The organism is Streptomyces sp. NPDC090045, assembly GCF_044747975.1.
Taxonomy (GTDB): domain Bacteria; phylum Actinomycetota; class Actinomycetes; order Streptomycetales; family Streptomycetaceae; genus Streptomyces.
Map to the genome: position 1 here is coordinate 456,174 of NZ_JBIVFA010000003.1, position 16,483 is coordinate 472,656.

Sequence of the window (16,483 nt, forward strand, 5' to 3'; positions counted from 1 at the left end):
ACATGATGGTGTGGTGACGGTCATTCGTCCACGTCGAGCAGCCCGGCCGGCATCTCGAACGGCGCGTCCGGCTCCGGCGGGCCGATCGGCTCCGCGTCCAGTACGACCAGTGCCTGCGCCGCGTCCAGCCGCTCCAGGCAGGTCCGTGTGTCGTCGGCCTCGCACACCACGAAGGAGTGTCGGGCCAGGTAGCCGCCCGGGGGCAGCCGCAGGGTGGTGCCCGGCTCGGCCATCGGCGCGGCCGTGACCAGTCCGGGCGCCTCGGCCGGCACCGTGACCGAGCGCAGCACGCAGTCCCGCTCCGGACAGCCGAACCGGATGCCGGCCACCGCCCGCCGTGTGGGACGGGTGTCGGGCCGCCGGCCGGTGGCCACGTCGAACAGCACTTCACCGGGCTCGATGCCGGTGGCGGTCCTGCCGAGGAAGGGGATCAGGTCCCCGCCGAGGCGGCCGTTGACCTCGATGACCAGGGGCCCGTGCGGGGTCAGCCGCAGCTCGCTGTGGGTGATGCCGTCCTCGATGCCGAGCGCCTGATGGGCCCGGGCCAGCGTGCCCATCAGCTCGGCGTCCGCCAGCAGCGGGTCGGCCGCGTCGACCAGGTGGCCCAGCTCTTCGAAGTACGGCTGGTCGCTGCTGTGCTTGCGGGCCACGAACATCGGGAGGTACTCGCCCTTGTGCACGGCGCCGTCGACGCTGATCTCCGGGCCTGGGGCGTACCCCTCGACCAGGGCGCTCGCACGGTACGGTCCCGGATCGACCTCGCTCGCGGACAGGGCGATGCGGAACGCCGCCTCGACCTCGCCCGCGTCGGCGGCGAACACGACACCTATGCTCGCGCCCATGGCCCGTGGTTTGACCACGACCGGATAGCCGATGCGCTCGGCCGCCGCCCGGGCCTGTTCGACCGTGGTGGTCAGCTCGAAACCCGGCTGGTACAGACCCGCCGCGGTGAGTTCGGCCCGGGTGCGCTCCTTGTCCCGGCAGCCGCGTACGCCGGGCACGGACAGACCCGGCACCCCGAACTCGGCGGCGAGCAGGCCCGCGTCCAGGACCAGCGGCTCGTCCCAGCACATCAGGCCGGTGATCCGGCGCCGTGCGGCCACCTGGCGGGCGGCCGCGCCCATCGCCTCGGAATCGAAGACGTTGGCGACGATGATCTCGTCGAAGTAGTCGCGCTGCCAGGTGGGTCTGAGGTTGTTGAGCAGCACCATGTCCAGGCCGGCCGCGCGGGCGCGGCGGCGGATCGGCGCGATGAGGTACTCCCGGTACACCTTCAGCCCGCTGCCGACGACCAGCAGGGTGCCCTCGCCGGTCCCCATCACGCGCTCCTGGGTTCGGTGGTGGTGGTGGTGGCGCGGCGGGTGAGGAGGTCGGTGAGGATGTCGTGGGAGCGGTGGGCGAGGACGCTGATGAGGGAGTCGGCGATGCCGTGGGTCTCCTCGTTGACGCCTTGGAGGTAGACGGCGCCCCAGGCGGATTCGCCGAGGTCGACGCGGTAGTTGCGGCTCACGGTGACCTCGTCGAGTCCGACCCGTGCCGCCAGGTCCCGTACGAGCGCGGGCTTGCGGGCGTCGAAACCCGTGCCCAGCACCACCAGGTCGCACCGCAGCGGCTCGATCTTGCCGCTCAGCCGGTCCCGCAGATCGAGTACGACCTCCCCGCCCTCGGTGCGCGCCCCCACGACCTCCGTCATCGCCCGGACCTCGGAGCGCTGCGGGCCCGCCGCCCGCTGCCGGTAGAGCATCGTGTAGAGCTCGTCGAGGAACGGTGGCGCCAGACCCGCGTAGTTGGTGAACCGCATTTCGTCCAGGAGTTGCGCGCGCACCTCCGGCGGACTGTCGTAGAACTCGTCGACGAAGGACGGGAAGAAGAGTTCGTTGACGAATTTGCTGGTCTGGTAGTTCTGCAGACCGATCGAGCGGACCACCATCGTCACCTGACTGGACGGCAGGTTCTCGTGCAGTGCGAAGAACATTTCTGCGGCGCTCTGTGCTCCGCCCACGACGACGGCGCGGACGGGTTCGTCCTTCGGGATCTGGGCGATCCGCGTGCGGTACTGGGCGCTGTGGACGAGCCGGTCTCCGGGGAGTGCCGTGAAGACGTCCGGTACTCGTGGATCGCGTCCGCCTCCGACGATGAGGTCGCGGCAGCGGATGGTGTCCCCGTCGGTGAGCCGCACCTGCCAGCCCGATACCGATCCGTCCGTTTCGCACAGCGGGTCGATGTGGGCGGCGCGGGCGCCGTAGCGGATCTGTACGCGTTCGAGGGAGGTGGCGACCCATTGGAGGTAGTCGGAGAACTCCCAGCGGAAGGGGTGGAAGGTGCCGAGGTTCACGAATTCGTCGAGTCTGCCCTGGGAATGGAGGAAGTTGAGGAAGGTGAACCTGCTGCTCGGGTTGCGTAGCGTCACCAGGTCTTTGAGGAAGGAGACCTGGCTGCGTGCCCAGGGCATGAGCAGGTCGCGTTGCCATTTGATGTCCGGACTCTGTTCCAGCAGCAGTGTGCCGTCGGCCAGTTCGGCCGAGCCCGACTCCTCGATGGCCACCGCGAGTGCCAGATTCGCCGGCCCCGCACCGATCGCCAGAACACCGACTTCCCGGTCAGTCACTCTTCCCCCTCGATGTCGATTCGGACCATGCCGGCGGCGGTCTCGGCCCGCCGGAGCGCCTCGGCCGAGCTGTCCGCGGCGGCCATGACGATGCCCGCGCGGTCCCAGGAGTGGTGCAGCCCCGTGAACCGGTGGCCCGGCCCGACGGTGACCGCGGCCAGGAACACGCCGTCGGCCTGCCGGGCCGCCTCGACGCCGTGCACGGCCGCCACCCGGCCCGGCCCGGCCGCGAGGAACCGGACGGCCGCGCCGCCCTTCGCCCGCCGGGGCAGGTCGCCCGGCGGGTCCTCGCCCTTGAGCACCGCGTAGTAGCTGCGCAGGAGTTCCACCGGATAGGCCCGCTGGATGGTGTCGAGGATGCCGCCGCCGGGCAGCCGGCCCGCGCACTCCACGAGGTACGGGACACCGTCCGAGACGATCCATTCGCAGTGGACGATCCCGTCCCGGAAGCCGACTGCCCCGACCACCCGGGACGTCTGCGCACCGAGCAGGTCCGCGAGCTCCTGCGGGATGCCGGCCGGCACGGTGTGGGCCATCTCCACCGGATGGGCGCCGGGGAACAACTGCTTGCCGGTGACGTTGACGAAGAGCGCGCCGCCGTCCCGTACGAGCATCTCGACGCTGTACTCGGGCCCCTCGACGTACTGTTCGGCCAGCATCGAGAGCTCCATGGGCCGGTCGGGCACGAAGACGCCCTCGTCCTGGACGAGGCAGTCAGCCCAGGCAGCCTCGACCTCGGCCGGGTCGCGGATCACCCGGGTGCCCACCGATGCCTGACGGTTCGCCGGCTTGAGCACGACCGGGCCAGGCCGGCCGCGCAGGAAGGCCAGCACATCGGCCGGGCCCCGTACGGGGACACTGGCCGGGTTGGCGATGCCTGCGGCGGCGCTGACCCGCCGCAGCAGCGCCTTGTCGCGCAGGATCTGCGCGGCGCCGAGACCCGCGCCGGGCAGGCCGTAGCGTTCCGCGAGCCGGGCGGCGAACGGCGTCGCGTACTCGATGGCGGGGACGACCGCGGCGGGGGCCAGCCCGGGGTGGGCGTTGAAGAACTCGTCGGCCTTTCCCGTGAGGTGGTACTCCCACTCGATGAGGCCTCGGACGAAGGCCACCCCGTCGATCTGGTCGCGCACCCCCCGCTTGCGGACGACGTCCGGCTCCTCGACGTAGACGACCGAGCCGTCCCCCTGGAATTCCCCGATGGCAGCCATCGTCACGCCCACGAAGCCGACGACCAGGACCGGCCCGTCCGTGGCGGGCCGCGCCTTCACGAGGCACCTCCGACGACCTCGGGCCGGCCCTCGGCCGCGCCCGCCTCCGGGTCCACGGCGGGGGCCGGTTCGGGCGGCTGCCGTACGCCCGCCAGGGCGAGCAGCCCGGCGAGGGCGGTCACGATGCCGCACAGCAGCCAGAAGCCGCTGCCGAGCGCGGTCCAGGCGTAGACGCCGAACAGCGGGGCGACGGCGCCGGCCGCGCCGCCGACCGCCTGCATCGTGCCGATGTAGCGGGCCTTCACCGACGAGGGGAACGTCGCCGGGTGGGCGAACATGCTCGGCGCGGCGATCATGATTCCGGACACCACCAGCACCGCGCCCGCGATCGTGAACGCCCCGGACCGCGAGGACAGTCCGTAGACCGCGAGCCCGAGCGCCTCCACCAGGTGGCCGGTGATGACCCGGACGTGCTTCGGCAGTCTGCTGAGGTATGCGGTGATCTTCAGCTCGCAGGTGATCAGCACGACGGACGACACCGTGAGCACCGTGCTGTAGAAGCTGGTCGGGTAGTCGTCGGCGACCAGTTCCAGCGGCAGGGCGATGTGGCCCTGGGCGTAGGTGAGCGAGCCGAGCAGAACGGCGGCCAGGTAGTAGAGGTACTTGCGGTCCCGCAGCATCGCCGCGTACGCCGATCCGGTGCGCCGGGCCTCTTCGCCGTCGGCGCCCTTGCCGTCGGCCCCGGCGGAGGCCGCGCCGGCCGGTGCCGTCCCGCCCTCGGCCGCGCCCTCCTCGCCGGCCTCCTCCTGCGCGGTCTTCTTCGGGAGCAGGGCGAAGGCCAGCAGGGCGTAGACCAGCGCGGTCCCGCCGTCGATCCAGAACAGCAGGTCCCAGTCGACCAGGATCAGCCCGGCGGCGATCAGCGGCGCCAGGGCCGCGCCGATGTTCAGCGCGATCCGCATCATCGAGAACGCCATGACCTGGTACCGGTCCGGCATCAGATCGCTGAGCATCACGGCCGCGGCCGGCCGGTAGGCCTGGGTGAACAGGCCCGCCAGCCCGACGACGACGAGCAGCGGCCACAGCATCCCCGGCCCGCTCAGCCAGGAGATGGCCGCCACCAGCGGGGCCGAACCGGCCATGGCCGTCACGATCGTGGCCCGGGGGCCGAACCGCTGGGTGAACTCACCGCCCAGCATGGTGCCGAAGATGGACCCCACGCTGTAGGCCACCAACGTCAGCCCCGCGGCGGCCACCGACATGCCGCGGAAGGTCAGGTACAGCACGAGGAACGTCTGGACGAACGCGCCGAGCTGGTTGATCAGCACGCCCCCGAGGAGATACCGGACCGGTGTCGGGGTCGCCTTGAGCGCCTCGAACACACCGATCGGAGTGTCCTCCTTCTTCATGCCGCTCCCTTCGTCAAGGCATCGACGATCCGCCCCGCGACGAGCGGGGCCTGACTGAATCCGGAGCCGCCGCAGGCCGCCCGCGACCAGACGGCGGGCCCCACGCGGGCGAGCAGCGCACCGCCGGTGTCCGCGGCGCTCACGTAGTGGCACGGTCTGACCGCCGCCACGGTGTAGCGGTCCAGGCCGGCCAGCGGCGCCGCCCGGGCCAGCCGGGCCACCCAGGGCGACTGGTCCTCGTCCGCGCAGTCCGTGGTGGTGCCCACGTCCCGGGAGACGGCGTCGGAGCTGATCTTCAGGAGCGTGCCGTCTCCGGGCGGCATCGCCCACGCCCGTCCGTCCGCGCCGAGGCCGCCCGCCGCGGGCGCGCCCGCCCACCACCGCGCCGCGTCCGCGGGCGGCCGCAGGTACACCATGGTCTGGCGGTGCAGGACGACCGGGTGCGCGACCAGATCGCGGGTCCACGGGCCGGCGGCGATCAGCACCAGGTCGGCGCCGAGCTTCTCCCCGCCGGTCAGCAGGACGTGCGCCGAGTCGACGTCCACGTGCGTGACCGTGCTGTACGGCCGCAGGGTCACCGCGGGGCGTCCCGTCAGCCACCGGACCGCGGCCCGCAGGACCCGGTCCGCGAGCAGCACTCCGGCGTCGGCTTCCCGTACGCCCGCCGAGCCGGCGGGGAACTCCAGGTACGGCAGGTGCTCCGGCTCCACCGTCTCCACGGACACCCCCGCCGCGGCGGCCGCGGCGGCCACCGCGGTGAGCCGCTCCCGGGGCCAGGCGGTCACGACGCCCACGCGCCGGTAGAAGCCGGTGCCCAGCAGGTTCTGGAGTTCCAGCCACCGGCTCCGGGCGGCGGCCATCCGCCGGGTGGCGTCCGGGTCGTCCGGGCTGAAGGTACGGATGACCCGGTGCTGGTCCGCCGAGCTCGACTCGGGATTGGGGATCGGGCCCCGGTCCAGCAGGGTCACGCGGTGGCCCGCGAGCGCGCATTCCACCGCGGTCAGCAGTCCGGTGACGCCCGCGCCCACGACGAGCACCTGCCGGGAGGCGGCCGCCGCCCTCACTGCCCCGTCTCCGCCAGCCGTGGCAACCGTACGGGGGTGATCCGAGTGACGGGAGCGGTGTCCGCGGCCCGCGGTGCGGCGGGGATCGCCGGGTCCGGGAAGGCCTCCCCGGCCAGATCGATCAGGACCGGCCCCGCACAGCGCAGGAACAGCTCCACCTCGTGGCAGAAGTCGCCCGCGTCATCGGGTCCCACCTCCCACCGGTCCAGCCGCGCGAGTTGCTCGGACAGGGTGAAGGCCACCGAGGTCAGGCTGAACCGGCGGACGTCGTAGGCGGCGGAGAAACGTTTCAGCATGAGCCCGGCCGCGGCCCTGGACCGCTCGGACACCGCCAGCGGTCCCCGGCCCGTCCACGTGGCCACCTTGTCCACCACCCGGTTCCAGGGGCGCACGAGCCGTGCCCCGGTCACCTGCTCCAGGGCCTCGCGGGTGAAGTTCGTGCGCTGGAAATCGGGGCTGGTCGAGGCGAGATAGAACCGGATCAGGTCCCTCGGCACCTCGGCGGCCAGCTCCCGCCCCGTCACGACGTGACCGCGGCTGGTGGAGAACTTGTCGTGGTTCAGCTCGTAGAACTCGTTCGTGACGAAGTGCCCCGGCAGCACGTAACCGCCCAGTGCCAGCAGCATCGCGGCCCCGACCACCGCGAAGGCGAAGCCGGCGTCGGAACCGAAGAAGTACACCACCTCGGAGCCCGCGTCGGAGAACCACAGCTCGTCGTCGGCGCCGAGCACCGCACCGCGGTGCTCGGCGGCCAGCGCGGTGCAGTGCATGCTCCACGCGATGGTCTCGGCGTCCGCGTAGATCACCTGTCCGGCGACCTCCGGGAAGGGCGCCGGGATGCCCCAGGCGATCGGCAGGGTGACGGGATAGTCCGGGAGCGGCCGGGACAGGATCTCCTCGATCATCTGCGCCAGGCGCGGCCGCATCGTCGCGCTCTGCCGCGCGAAGTACTCCACGAGCGCCTCGCGGTGGTCCTCCAGCGGCAGCACCAGCACCTGCTCCTCGCGCAGTTCCACCGGATCGTCGGGATCCAGGGTGGAGCGCGGTCCGATCAGGTCGCCGGAGGCGATCCAGTGCCCGCAGTTCTCGCACAGCCCGGCGCAGCCGTCGGCGAGGCACACCGGGCAGCCGCCCCGTACGTACGCGTCCGTGAGGTACTCGCCCGTGCGCGGCGCGTACGGGAACCGCACGGCCTGCAGCCGGAGCTTGCCCGCGCTGTGCAAGCGCTCGAAGAAGTGCCGGACCGTCTTCACGTACCGGTCGCCGAACCGGACGAAGCCGTCCGGGCGGATCCCCGCGGCCGCCAGGGTCTCCTCGACCTGTCCGGCCGACCGCACGCGCAGGTCCTCCGGCTGCACGCCCAGCCTCCGCGCGGTCGTCACGATGTAGTTCTGCGTGAAGTGCACGCCCGTGCCGAAGAGCACGTCCCGGCCGGTGGCCCGCGCGTACCGCGCGCACACGTCCGCGGCCAGGAAGGGGCCGGCCAGGTGGCCCAGGTGCAGATCGCCGTTGGCGGTCGGGCCGGGGGCGATCACCAGCGTCCGCTTCATCGCGCGCTCCTGGGTTCGGTGGCGGTGGTGGTGGCGCGGCGGGTGAGGAGGTCGGTGAGGATGTCGTGGGAGCGGTGGGCGAGGACGCTGATGAGGGAGTCGGCGATGCCGTGGGTCTCCTCGTTGACGCCTTGGAGGTAGACGGCGCCCCAGGTGGATTCGCCGAGGTCGACGCGGTAGTTGCGGCTCACGGTGACTTCGTCGAGTCCGACCCGGGCCGCCAGGTCCCGTACGAGTGCGGGCTTGCGCGGGTCGTAGCCGGTGCCCAGCAGCACCAGGTCGCACCGCAGCGGTTCGATCTTGCCGCTGATCCGGTCCCGCAGGTCGAGCAGTACTTCGCCACCGTCGAGGCGGGCACCCACCACCTCGGTCATGGCCCGGACGGCCGACCGCTGCGGGCCGAGCGTCTTCTCCCGGTAGAGCATCGTGTAGAGCTCGTCGAGGAACGGCGGTGCCACGCCCGCGTAGTTGGTGAACCGCATTTCGTCCAGGAGTTGCGCGCGCACCTCCGGCGGACTGTCGTAGAACTCGTCGACGAAGGACGGGAAGAACAGTTCGTTGACGAATTTGCTGGTCTGGTAGTTCTGCAGACCCATCGAGCGGACCACCATCGTCACCTGACTGGACGGCAGGTTCTCGCGCAGTGCGAAGAACATTTCCGCGGCGCTCTGTGCTCCGCCCACGACGACGGCGCGGACGGGTTCGTCCTTCGGGATCTGGGCGATCCGCGTGCGGTACTGGGCGCTGTGGACGAGCCGGTCTCCGGGGAGTGCCGTGAAGACGTCCGGTACTCGTGGATCGCGTCCGCCTCCGACGATGAGGTCGCGGCAGCGGATGGTGTCCCCGTCGGTGAGCCGCACGCTCCATCCGGACACCGATCCGTCGGTCTCGCACACCGGGTCGATGTGGGCGGCGCGGGCGCCGTAGCGGATCTGTACGCGTTCGAGGGAGGTGGCGACCCATTGGAGGTAGTCGGAGAACTCCCAGCGGAAGGGGTGGAAGGTGCCGAGGTTCACGAATTCGTCGAGTCTGCCCTGGGAATGGAGGAAGTTGAGGAAGGTGAACCTGCTGCTCGGATTGCGCAGGGTCACCAGGTCTTTGAGGAAGGAGACCTGGCTGCGTGCCCAGGGCATGAGCAGGTCGCGTTGCCATTTGATGTCCGGGCTCTGTTCCAGTAGCAGTGTGCCGTCGGCCAGTTCGGCCGAGCCCGACTCCTCGATGGCCACCGCGAGTGCCAGATTCGCCGGCCCCGCACCGATCGCCAGAACACCGACCTCCCGATCAGCCACACTTCCCCCTCGATCACAGTGATCCGACTCACGGACAGGCAGTAGCGAGGCTAGATTTCCGCCGTTCCCGATCGATAGGGGAACTTGTCCCTTCGACTGGGGAATCTCGGCGGGGAAAACGGTGCCGCCGGCTCAAGTGGTCTGATAAACATGGCTCGCTGTGCACCGGTCCCCGCACCAGCCCCCGCACCGACCACCACAGCGATCCCCGCACCGACCGCCGTGGCGCCCGCCCGAGGCGCCCTCACGAGAGTCGCCCCGCGCCCATGACGGATGACCGCTACTGGCTCCGGCCCGGGATGGTGGCCGCCGTGCCGCTCGACGAACCGCCCGCCGTCGTGAGCATCGGGGTCGGGCTGCACGGGGTCACCAGCTCCCTCGACGTCTTCCGGCTCCCGGACCTGTGGCAGCTGCACCTGTACCGGTACGCCGCCGAACTCACCGTCGACGGCGTGCCGCACGCCATCCGCCCCGGCCATGTGAGCCTCGTCCCGCCGGGCGCGGTGGTGCGCTACCGCTACCGGGGCCGCTCCGAGCACCTGTACGCCCATCTGCGGCTGCCCGGAGCCCACGAGGCCGGACCGGGCGAGCCGCGCCCCGGCGAGCGGCGCCCCTGCGCGCCGCGGGCCGTACCCGTGGTCCAGGACGCCGGGGCCGGGACCCCCGCGCTCTCCGAGCTCCTGCTGCGCGCCATCGCCGCCGCCCCGGGCGCCCCGCGCCGGGCGGACGCCGAGGTGTGGGGGGCGCTGTGGCGGGTCGCGGAGCTCGCCGAGCCCACCGGCCCCGGTGCCCGGCCGCACGCCTCGGCGGCGACCGCCATCGCCTTCGTCGAGTCCCACCTGGCCCGGCCGCTGCGGGTGCCCGAGGTCGCGCGGGCCGCCGGGGTCTCCCACAACCACCTCATCCGGCTGTTCCGCAGGGAGACCGGCGGCACGGTCGTGGCGTACATCCGGCGCCGCAGGATGGAGCGGGCCCGGCACCTGCTGCGCGAGTCCACCCTGGCGATCCCCGCGGTCGCGGCGGCCGTCGGCATGCCGGACCTGCAGGCCTTCAACAAGGCCTGCAGGCGCGAACTCGGTGCGTCCCCCCGTGCGATCCGCACTGGCCCGGGCCCGCGACCGGGCGCGGATACGGCGGACACGGAGGCAGATACGGCGGCGGACACGGAGGCGGATACTCAGGCAGCTACGGAGGCGGGGGAGACGCAGGCCTACGACCGGCCCGTGCCGCGGTAGAGCTCCAGCTCCCCGTCCAGTTCCACGGCCAGTACGGTCGTCAGGGGGTCGGCGTCCGCCGCCGCGGGCGCGTCGATCCACAGCACGCCGGGTACGTCGTGCAGGCCGCCGGTGACCCGGTGGGCCCGCTCCGCGCCCGTGCCGACCACCCGTACCCGCTTCACCGCCGTGCGCAGTCCGCGTACCGCCACGGTCTCCCGGGGCGGGTCGAAGCAGAACAGGTAGACGGTGCGGCGGTCCGCGGACAGGGTGCTCGGCCCGTAGTGGTGCCCCGCCGGCAGCCCGGCGCCCGTCCCGTACACGGCCTCCGCGTGCCGGGCGATCCAGTCGCCCAACCCCTCCAGCCGCTCCACCTGTTCCGGCAGGAAGGTCCCGTCCTCACGCGGTCCGAGCCCGAGCAGGAGATTGCCTCCCATGCCGATCGTCTCGGTGAAGTGGCGCACGAGCTGGTGCACCGACTTGTGCCGGTCGTCGCCGCGCTGGAAGCCCCACGCGTCGTTGACGGTCAGGCACAGCTCCCACGGCCCGTCCGGCGGCAGCAGCGGCACCCCCTGCTCGGGCGTGGCGTAGTCGCCGTGGCTCAGCATCCGTGCGTTGAGCACGGTGTCCGGACGGGCCCGCAGGATCCTCGCGGCGAGTGCGTCCAGACCCCACTGCTCCTCGCTGCGCTCCCACTCGCCGTCGAACCACAGCAGGTCCGGCCGGAAGCGGTCGACCAGCTCACCGACCTGGCCGTCGCGGTACGCGAGGTAGCGCGCCCAGGCCGCGGGATCCTCGACGCCGCCCTCCGGCACGACCAGCGGGTGCGTGGCCACGTCCTCGTTCGGCGGCTCGGGGTGCACCACGCTCGCGTAGTCCGGGTGGCTCCAGTCGGAGTGCGAGTAGTACAGCCCCACCCGCAGCCCGCGCTCGCGCAAGGCCCCGGCGTACCCGCCCAGCAGCTCCCGCCCCGCGGGCGTGTTCCGCACCACGTCGAGGTCTCCGTACGCGGTGTCCCACAGCGCGACCCCGTCGTGGTGGCGGGCGGTCAGCACGGCGTACCGCGCTCCGGCCCGGGCGAACAGAGCGGCCCAGGCCTCCGGGTCGTAGGCGGCGGCCGTGAACCGGTCCAGCTGTGCCATGTACGCCTCGCGCGACAGCTGCCCGGAATGGAACGACCAGGACTCCGGGACACCTTCCACCGCGTAGATGCCGTAGTGGACGAAGATGCCCAGCTTGGCATCGCGGAACCAGGGCTGCATCGGCATGCGTTCACGTCCTCGTCGAGAGACCGGCGCGGCTCGGATCCGCCGCTCCCCGACGCTAGGCCGCGGTCCCCGCGGAGCGCGTGGGACCGGATCACCGGCCGTGGTCGGTTCTCACCCTGCGGCCGACGGGCCCGGCAGCGAATTGACGGATGCCCGCAGTGCATTGCACCGGACGTCTCGAACAGGGCTCCGTCGAACTGCCCCACGGCCACGGGCCTCCGATGCCTCCAAACGGGGGCCGCGGGGACACCCCTTCGAGGGAACCGGCGGCCCGAACCACGGCGGGCGGCCGTCAGCTGCCGAATGAAAGGGGGCGGTCCCCCTCGGGGCCGCGCGGTGCTCCGGCGCCGCTGTGCGGTAACAAGGAGATGTCACGTGTCGCGTGTTCTGAAGAGTGCCGGTCTTGCACTGGTGATGAGCCTGGCGGTCATCGGCGGTGCGTCCTCGGCGTCGGCGGACGCCAAGGCGGAGGGTGCCGCGATCGGCTCGCCCGGCGTCCTCTCGGGCAACCTGGTCCAGATCCCGATCCACATCCCGATCAACCTGTGCGGGAACAGCGTCAACGTCATCGGCGCGCTCAACCCGGCCGCCGGCAACGTCTGCGTCAACGCCTGACGGTCGTGAGGCCCGGCTCATCCCGGTCGCGGACAGCACCGGGATGAGCCGCACGCTCCGCCGCCGTCAGGACAGGGTGCGGACCTGCTGGTCGCGCAGTTCGTAGCGGGCGGCGACCACGGCCAGTTCGCCCGCCGCCACCTTCCCGGCGAGGTCGGGCTCGGCAGCCAGCCGGCCGCGCACCGCCCGTACGTGGGCGTTGATCGTCGCGTCGATGCGGGCGTCACCGTGCCGGCCGTGGTCGATGGACGGCCGTATCTGATCGGCCAGGTACTGGATGTGGGCGGGGAGCGGCTCGCCCGTCTCGTCCGCGTGGACCGCCGCGGCCACGGCTCCGCACGACTGGTGGGCCAGGACGAGCACCAGCGGTACGCGCAGCTCCAGAACCCCGTACGCGATGCTCCCCAGCACCGCCTCGTCGAGCACCTCGCCCGCCGACCGTACGGTCAGCAGATCGCCCAGCCCCTGGTCGAACACCAGCTCGGGCGGTACGCGCGAATCGACACACCCCAGCACGATCGCGAACGGCTGCTGGCCTTCGACGAGCCGGCGGCGCAGGTACGCGGACTCGTGCGGGTGCTCCTGGCGCTGCGTGCGCCAGCGCTGGTTGCCGGCCGCCAGCCGGCGCAGCGCCTGCGCGGGGGTGGTGACGCGCTCGGCGCCCTCCTGGTCCCGCGGGTCGGCGGAAGCCGGAAAGACCGAACCGAGCGCCAGGCCCGCGCCGGCGGCGGCCGTGCCCGCCACGGCGGTGCGCAGCAGGGCGCGGCGACTGCGCGGAACGGCGGCGGGGGTTCGTGTGTTCGAAAGCATGGCCGGACGGTAACCCGGCGCATGGGGGCGGGAGTTGGGGCTGTGGGGCGCCTTGGCGGGATCCGCTCGGTGCCGCTACGGGCCGTACCCGGGGGATTCGGGCGGTGCCGGAACAGGGTCGTGGCCGGCCCGGCGGGCGGCGATCCGGCGGGCGGCGGCCTGCGCCGCCGAGGCCATCTTTTGTGCTTCCTCGGACAGCGCCGCCTCGCCGCTGTCGGTGAGGCGGTAGTACCTGCGGAGCCGGCCCCGGTGCACCTCTTCGCGGTCCGGCTCGATGAGCCCGTCGGCCACCAGCCGGTCCAGCACCCCGTAGAGCGTCCCGATCCGCACCCGGACCTGCCCCTGCGACAAGGCCTCGGTCTCCCGGACGATGCCGTAGCCGTGACGGGGCTCGTCGGCCAGCGCGGTCAGCACGTAGAACGCCGTACGCGTCATCTCTCGTGAAGCCACGTACTCCACAATATCCTGAAATGCAGGATATTGCGGAAGGGAGTCGGTCAGGCGGCCTGCGCGTGCGCCGCCGGGCGCCAGACGGCCTGTACGGACTTGCCGGCCGCGTGGGGCCGGACCGTCAGGGACGAGGTCAGCTCCTTCACGATGCCCCAGCCGAAGCCGCCACCGTTCTCGGCGTCCCCGGTCCGCAGAACGGGCCGGGCGCTGCTGCTGTCGTAGACCTCGACGACGAGGGCCTCCGGCCGGCAGACCATCCGCAGGAGCCATCCGCCGTCCGTGTGGCGGACGGCGTTGCCCAGCAGCTCGCTGACCACGAGCAGGACGTCGTTCACTTCGGCCCACGGGCACCTGGCCTGCAGGAAACGCACGGCGGCGCGTCGCGCCAGGGCGGTGTCCGCACGGGAAGAGTCGAGGACAAGCATGAGAAGCGGCTCCTGCTCGGGAGGGAATGGCTGGAAGTGAGCCGAACGGCCTCGTACCAGCGTGCCGCCCCCGGACCCGCCCGGTCATCGGCATTTCGGCCGAGGAACGAGGGCTGATGGGCCGATGGGCGGCAGGGTCCTGCCCGCGCTCACGGCCGCGGCCCCGGCATGCGAGGCTGTGTCCCGGCACAGGGAGGAGACCACACCATGCACACGCCGAGCCGGCCCGAAGACCTCGACCACCCCGAGCTGTTGTGGGCGAGAGCGGTGACCATGGCCATGGTCGACGCAGCATGCTCGACCAGCACCGAGTTCTCCCTGGACGGCGAAGGACTGTGGTGCCACTCCACCGGCGCGGGCGGCTGGTGGCGGCTGACCGTGCTCGACGGGGAACGCGCCGTCTTCTGCGGGCAGGACCCCGACGGCAGCCACACCCATGCCGCCGGCGAGCAGATCGACTTCCTGGCCGGCGGCCCCGCGTGGCTGCCCTGGGAGCTCCTGCGGGACGACGCCGCCGGGAACCTCTTCGGCTTCGTCTACTGGTGGGAGGGCGGCGCCTGGCACCGGATCCCGTACCCGGACGAGCTGAGGGAGGACGGGCTGGACATGGCCGCCCCCTGGGTCGGCTCGCACGAGGAGTTCCTCGAACTCGCCGTGGCCTCGTACGACGCCCCGTACGACCGGGCGCGCGGCCTGGGCGAAGCCGTCGCCCGCTTCGCGGCGCTGGCGCACGAGCGCAAGGCCGACGCGGACGCCGTGAGGGCCCTGCTGGCCCCGGGCCACACCGAAGGCCGCCCCGCGCCACGGCCGGAGGCGGCCCTCGACCTCGCCACCCGCGCGGGCATCCTCGCCTAGCATGCGACGGGCCCGCCGCACGCCAAGTGCGGCGGGCCCGTGGGCCGTTCGGTGCGCCTACTTGAGCGCGGCGAACGCCTTGGTGAAGGCCAGCGGCTGCTGCAGGATCGAACTGCACGTGGCGTCGGCGTAGTTGACGGCGCCCGCCGCGCACTGCTTGTCGCGCGTCGAGGACCACATGGCCAGCCGGCCGATCCCCTTCGACGCCGCGAACTCCACCAGCTGCGTCGCGTCCTCGACGGTGAAGATCTCGCTCGTGACGTCGTTCACGCCGATCATGGGCGTGACGGCCACGGCCTTCCACGCCGCGGCGTCGGAGAGCCCGAGCACACCCTTGATCTGGGCCTGGGTGGCCGTCGCGGCCTGGATCGCGTACTGCCCCATGTCCCCGCTGTACGCCGGCCCGTAGTCCATCGCCATGATGTTGACGGCGTCCACCCGGACGCCGTTCTTCTTGGCGTCGGCCAGCAGCGCCACACCGGGCTGGGTCAGCCCCTCGGGCATCACCGGCAGGGTGAAGGCGACGTCCAGGCCGGGGTGGGACTTCTGCAGCCGGGCGATGGCCTGCGCACGGCGCGCGTTGGCCGCGGTGTCAGGCAGGGCCGCGCCCTCGATGTCGAAGTCGACCTTGGTGAGCTTGTACTGGTCGACGACCTTCCCGTACGCGGCGGCCAGCTCGTCCACGGTGGCGCAGTTCAGCGCCAGTTCGTGCCCGGCGGCCCCGCCGAACGACACCCGCACGTCGCCGCCCTTGGCCCGCAGCGCCCCGATCTGGGCGGCGACCTTGTCGCTCGCGAGATCCGTGACACCGCCCCACAGGGGTGCGCAGCTGCCGCCGGAGGTGATGAAGGCGAGGTGGAACTCCTTCACACCGGTCTTGGCCGCGGTGTCGACCAGGTCGTAGGCGGGGTAGAGGGAGGTGTCCACGTACGGGGCGAAGCGCGCGCCGCTGCCGCCGGGCGCGGGGACCGGGGTGGTGGGGGTGGCCGTGGGGGAGGGCGCCGTGGTCCTGGTCGGTGCGGCGGAGGTGGCGGTCGCGGTCGGCGCCGCGGTCGCGGTGACGGTGGGACGGGCGGTGGGCCGCCCGCTCGGCTGGGCCGTCGCACCCTGGTCGACGGAGCACTTCACCCCGTTGATCAGGCACCCGGTCGGGTTGCCGGGGGAGTCCGAGCCGCTGGTGACGAAGCCGACGGTGACGGAGGCCCCGGCCGCGAGCTCCCGGTTCCAGCTCGCGGGCTTCACGGTGACGCGCCGGCCGGAGACCGTGTGGGTGCCGTTCCACAGGGAGTCGATCTTCGTGCCCGCCGGCAGGTCGAACTGGAGCGTCCAGTCCGACTGGACCTGGCCGGTGTGGTTGGTGATGACGTACTGGCCGGTGTAACCGCCGCTCCAGGAGCTGGACTTCGTGTACACGGCGCCGACGGAGGCCGCCTGGGCGGTTCCGGTGAAGGCGAACGCGGCGCCTCCGATCACCGCCGCCGTCACGATCGCTCCCGTGACCTTCGCCCTGCGGCTCGTCCTGCGCCGGTGCCCGACTGTGCTGCCCATCGCGTGCCTGCCTCTGTGTTACTGGGGAGTTGGGGGATGCGGCAGCACGCTAGCCGCACCGAAACGGACATTCGTTCGTTTCGGTGCGCCCCTTGTGAGTCTTAGGTTCCGCTTAAGGCGGCGGTAAGGAGGGGCTCAGGAACCTATACTCCGCTCGGCCGACAGGCTGC

General features: G+C 72.2%; 15 protein-coding genes. 3 read left to right on the forward strand and 12 right to left on the reverse strand.

Going from position 1 to position 16,483, the window contains the following annotated elements; genetic code table 11:
• Positions 1-20: 20 nt before the first annotated feature.
• The 7 genes from ACIPYQ_RS10955 to ACIPYQ_RS10985 are packed head-to-tail and all read right to left on the reverse strand — an operon-like array spanning position 21 to position 9,128.
• Complete coding sequence (locus tag ACIPYQ_RS10955; protein WP_401248688.1) at positions 21-1,319, reverse strand: ATP-grasp domain-containing protein; 1,299 nt, start codon at positions 1,317-1,319, stop codon at positions 21-23.
• Positions 1,319-2,608, reverse strand: a complete 1,290-nt coding sequence (locus tag ACIPYQ_RS10960) for a lysine N(6)-hydroxylase/L-ornithine N(5)-oxygenase family protein (RefSeq protein WP_401248691.1) — start codon at positions 2,606-2,608, stop codon at positions 1,319-1,321. Before ACIPYQ_RS10960 ends, ACIPYQ_RS10955 begins: the two co-directional genes overlap by 1 nt.
• The gene (locus ACIPYQ_RS10965; RefSeq protein ID WP_401248693.1) at positions 2,605-3,876 is read right to left on the reverse strand and encodes an ATP-grasp domain-containing protein; all 1,272 of its coding nucleotides are present in this window, start codon (positions 3,874-3,876) and stop codon (positions 2,605-2,607) included. The genes ACIPYQ_RS10960 and ACIPYQ_RS10965 overlap by 4 nt, the downstream gene beginning before the upstream one ends.
• The gene (locus tag ACIPYQ_RS10970; protein WP_401248696.1) at positions 3,873-5,225 is read right to left on the reverse strand and encodes an MFS transporter; all 1,353 of its coding nucleotides are present in this window, start codon (positions 5,223-5,225) and stop codon (positions 3,873-3,875) included. Before ACIPYQ_RS10970 ends, ACIPYQ_RS10965 begins: the two co-directional genes overlap by 4 nt.
• Positions 5,222-6,289, reverse strand: coding sequence for an NAD(P)/FAD-dependent oxidoreductase (locus ACIPYQ_RS10975; RefSeq protein WP_401248698.1), 1,068 nt, complete (start codon positions 6,287-6,289; stop codon positions 5,222-5,224). Before ACIPYQ_RS10975 ends, ACIPYQ_RS10970 begins: the two co-directional genes overlap by 4 nt.
• The gene (locus ACIPYQ_RS10980; RefSeq protein WP_401248701.1) at positions 6,286-7,839 is read right to left on the reverse strand and encodes a class I tRNA ligase family protein; all 1,554 of its coding nucleotides are present in this window, start codon (positions 7,837-7,839) and stop codon (positions 6,286-6,288) included. Before ACIPYQ_RS10980 ends, ACIPYQ_RS10975 begins: the two co-directional genes overlap by 4 nt.
• Positions 7,836-9,128 carry a lysine N(6)-hydroxylase/L-ornithine N(5)-oxygenase family protein gene (locus tag ACIPYQ_RS10985; protein ID WP_401248704.1) on the reverse strand — a complete coding sequence of 431 codons (1,293 nt, stop codon included), beginning with the start codon at positions 9,126-9,128 and terminating at the stop codon, positions 7,836-7,838. The genes ACIPYQ_RS10980 and ACIPYQ_RS10985 overlap by 4 nt, the downstream gene beginning before the upstream one ends.
• Positions 9,129-9,394: 266 nt before the next feature.
• Here ACIPYQ_RS10985 and ACIPYQ_RS10990 point away from each other — a divergent pair, with 266 nt between their 5' ends.
• On the forward strand, positions 9,395-10,363 hold the full coding sequence (locus ACIPYQ_RS10990) for a helix-turn-helix transcriptional regulator (RefSeq protein ID WP_401248707.1): 969 nt from the start codon (positions 9,395-9,397) through the stop codon (positions 10,361-10,363).
• Here the strand turns inward: ACIPYQ_RS10990 and ACIPYQ_RS10995 are convergent.
• Complete coding sequence (locus tag ACIPYQ_RS10995) at positions 10,339-11,610, reverse strand: alpha-L-fucosidase (protein ID WP_401248710.1); 1,272 nt, start codon at positions 11,608-11,610, stop codon at positions 10,339-10,341. The two genes, ACIPYQ_RS10990 and ACIPYQ_RS10995, sit on opposite strands and share 25 nt — an antisense overlap.
• Positions 11,611-12,024: 414 nt before the next feature.
• Here ACIPYQ_RS10995 and ACIPYQ_RS11000 point away from each other — a divergent pair, with 414 nt between their 5' ends.
• Positions 12,025-12,225, forward strand: a complete 201-nt coding sequence (locus tag ACIPYQ_RS11000) for a chaplin (RefSeq protein WP_383577993.1) — start codon at positions 12,025-12,027, stop codon at positions 12,223-12,225.
• Between the two features lie 66 nt (positions 12,226-12,291).
• Here ACIPYQ_RS11000 and ACIPYQ_RS11005 read toward each other — a convergent pair whose 3' ends face one another.
• From ACIPYQ_RS11005 to ACIPYQ_RS11015, 3 genes are all read right to left on the reverse strand, one after another.
• Positions 12,292-13,035, reverse strand: coding sequence for a carbonic anhydrase (locus ACIPYQ_RS11005; RefSeq protein ID WP_401248712.1), 744 nt, complete (start codon positions 13,033-13,035; stop codon positions 12,292-12,294).
• A gap of 75 nt (positions 13,036-13,110) precedes the next feature.
• A complete protein-coding gene (locus ACIPYQ_RS11010; RefSeq protein ID WP_401249368.1) occupies positions 13,111-13,470 on the reverse strand; it encodes a PadR family transcriptional regulator in 360 nt (119 codons plus the stop codon).
• Between the two features lie 62 nt (positions 13,471-13,532).
• Positions 13,533-13,910: an ATP-binding protein gene (locus ACIPYQ_RS11015; RefSeq protein WP_401248715.1), complete on the reverse strand. Its 378-nt coding sequence runs from the start codon at positions 13,908-13,910 to the stop codon at positions 13,533-13,535.
• Between the two features lie 207 nt (positions 13,911-14,117).
• Between ACIPYQ_RS11015 and ACIPYQ_RS11020 the strand changes: the two genes are divergently transcribed.
• Positions 14,118-14,765, forward strand: coding sequence for a hypothetical protein (locus ACIPYQ_RS11020; protein WP_401248717.1), 648 nt, complete (start codon positions 14,118-14,120; stop codon positions 14,763-14,765).
• 57 nt (positions 14,766-14,822) lie between these two features.
• On the opposite strand, the gene ACIPYQ_RS11025 is transcribed toward ACIPYQ_RS11020, so the two are convergent.
• On the reverse strand, positions 14,823-16,313 hold the full coding sequence (locus ACIPYQ_RS11025) for a cellulose binding domain-containing protein (protein ID WP_401248720.1): 1,491 nt from the start codon (positions 16,311-16,313) through the stop codon (positions 14,823-14,825).
• Between the last annotated feature and the right edge of the window lie 170 nt (positions 16,314-16,483).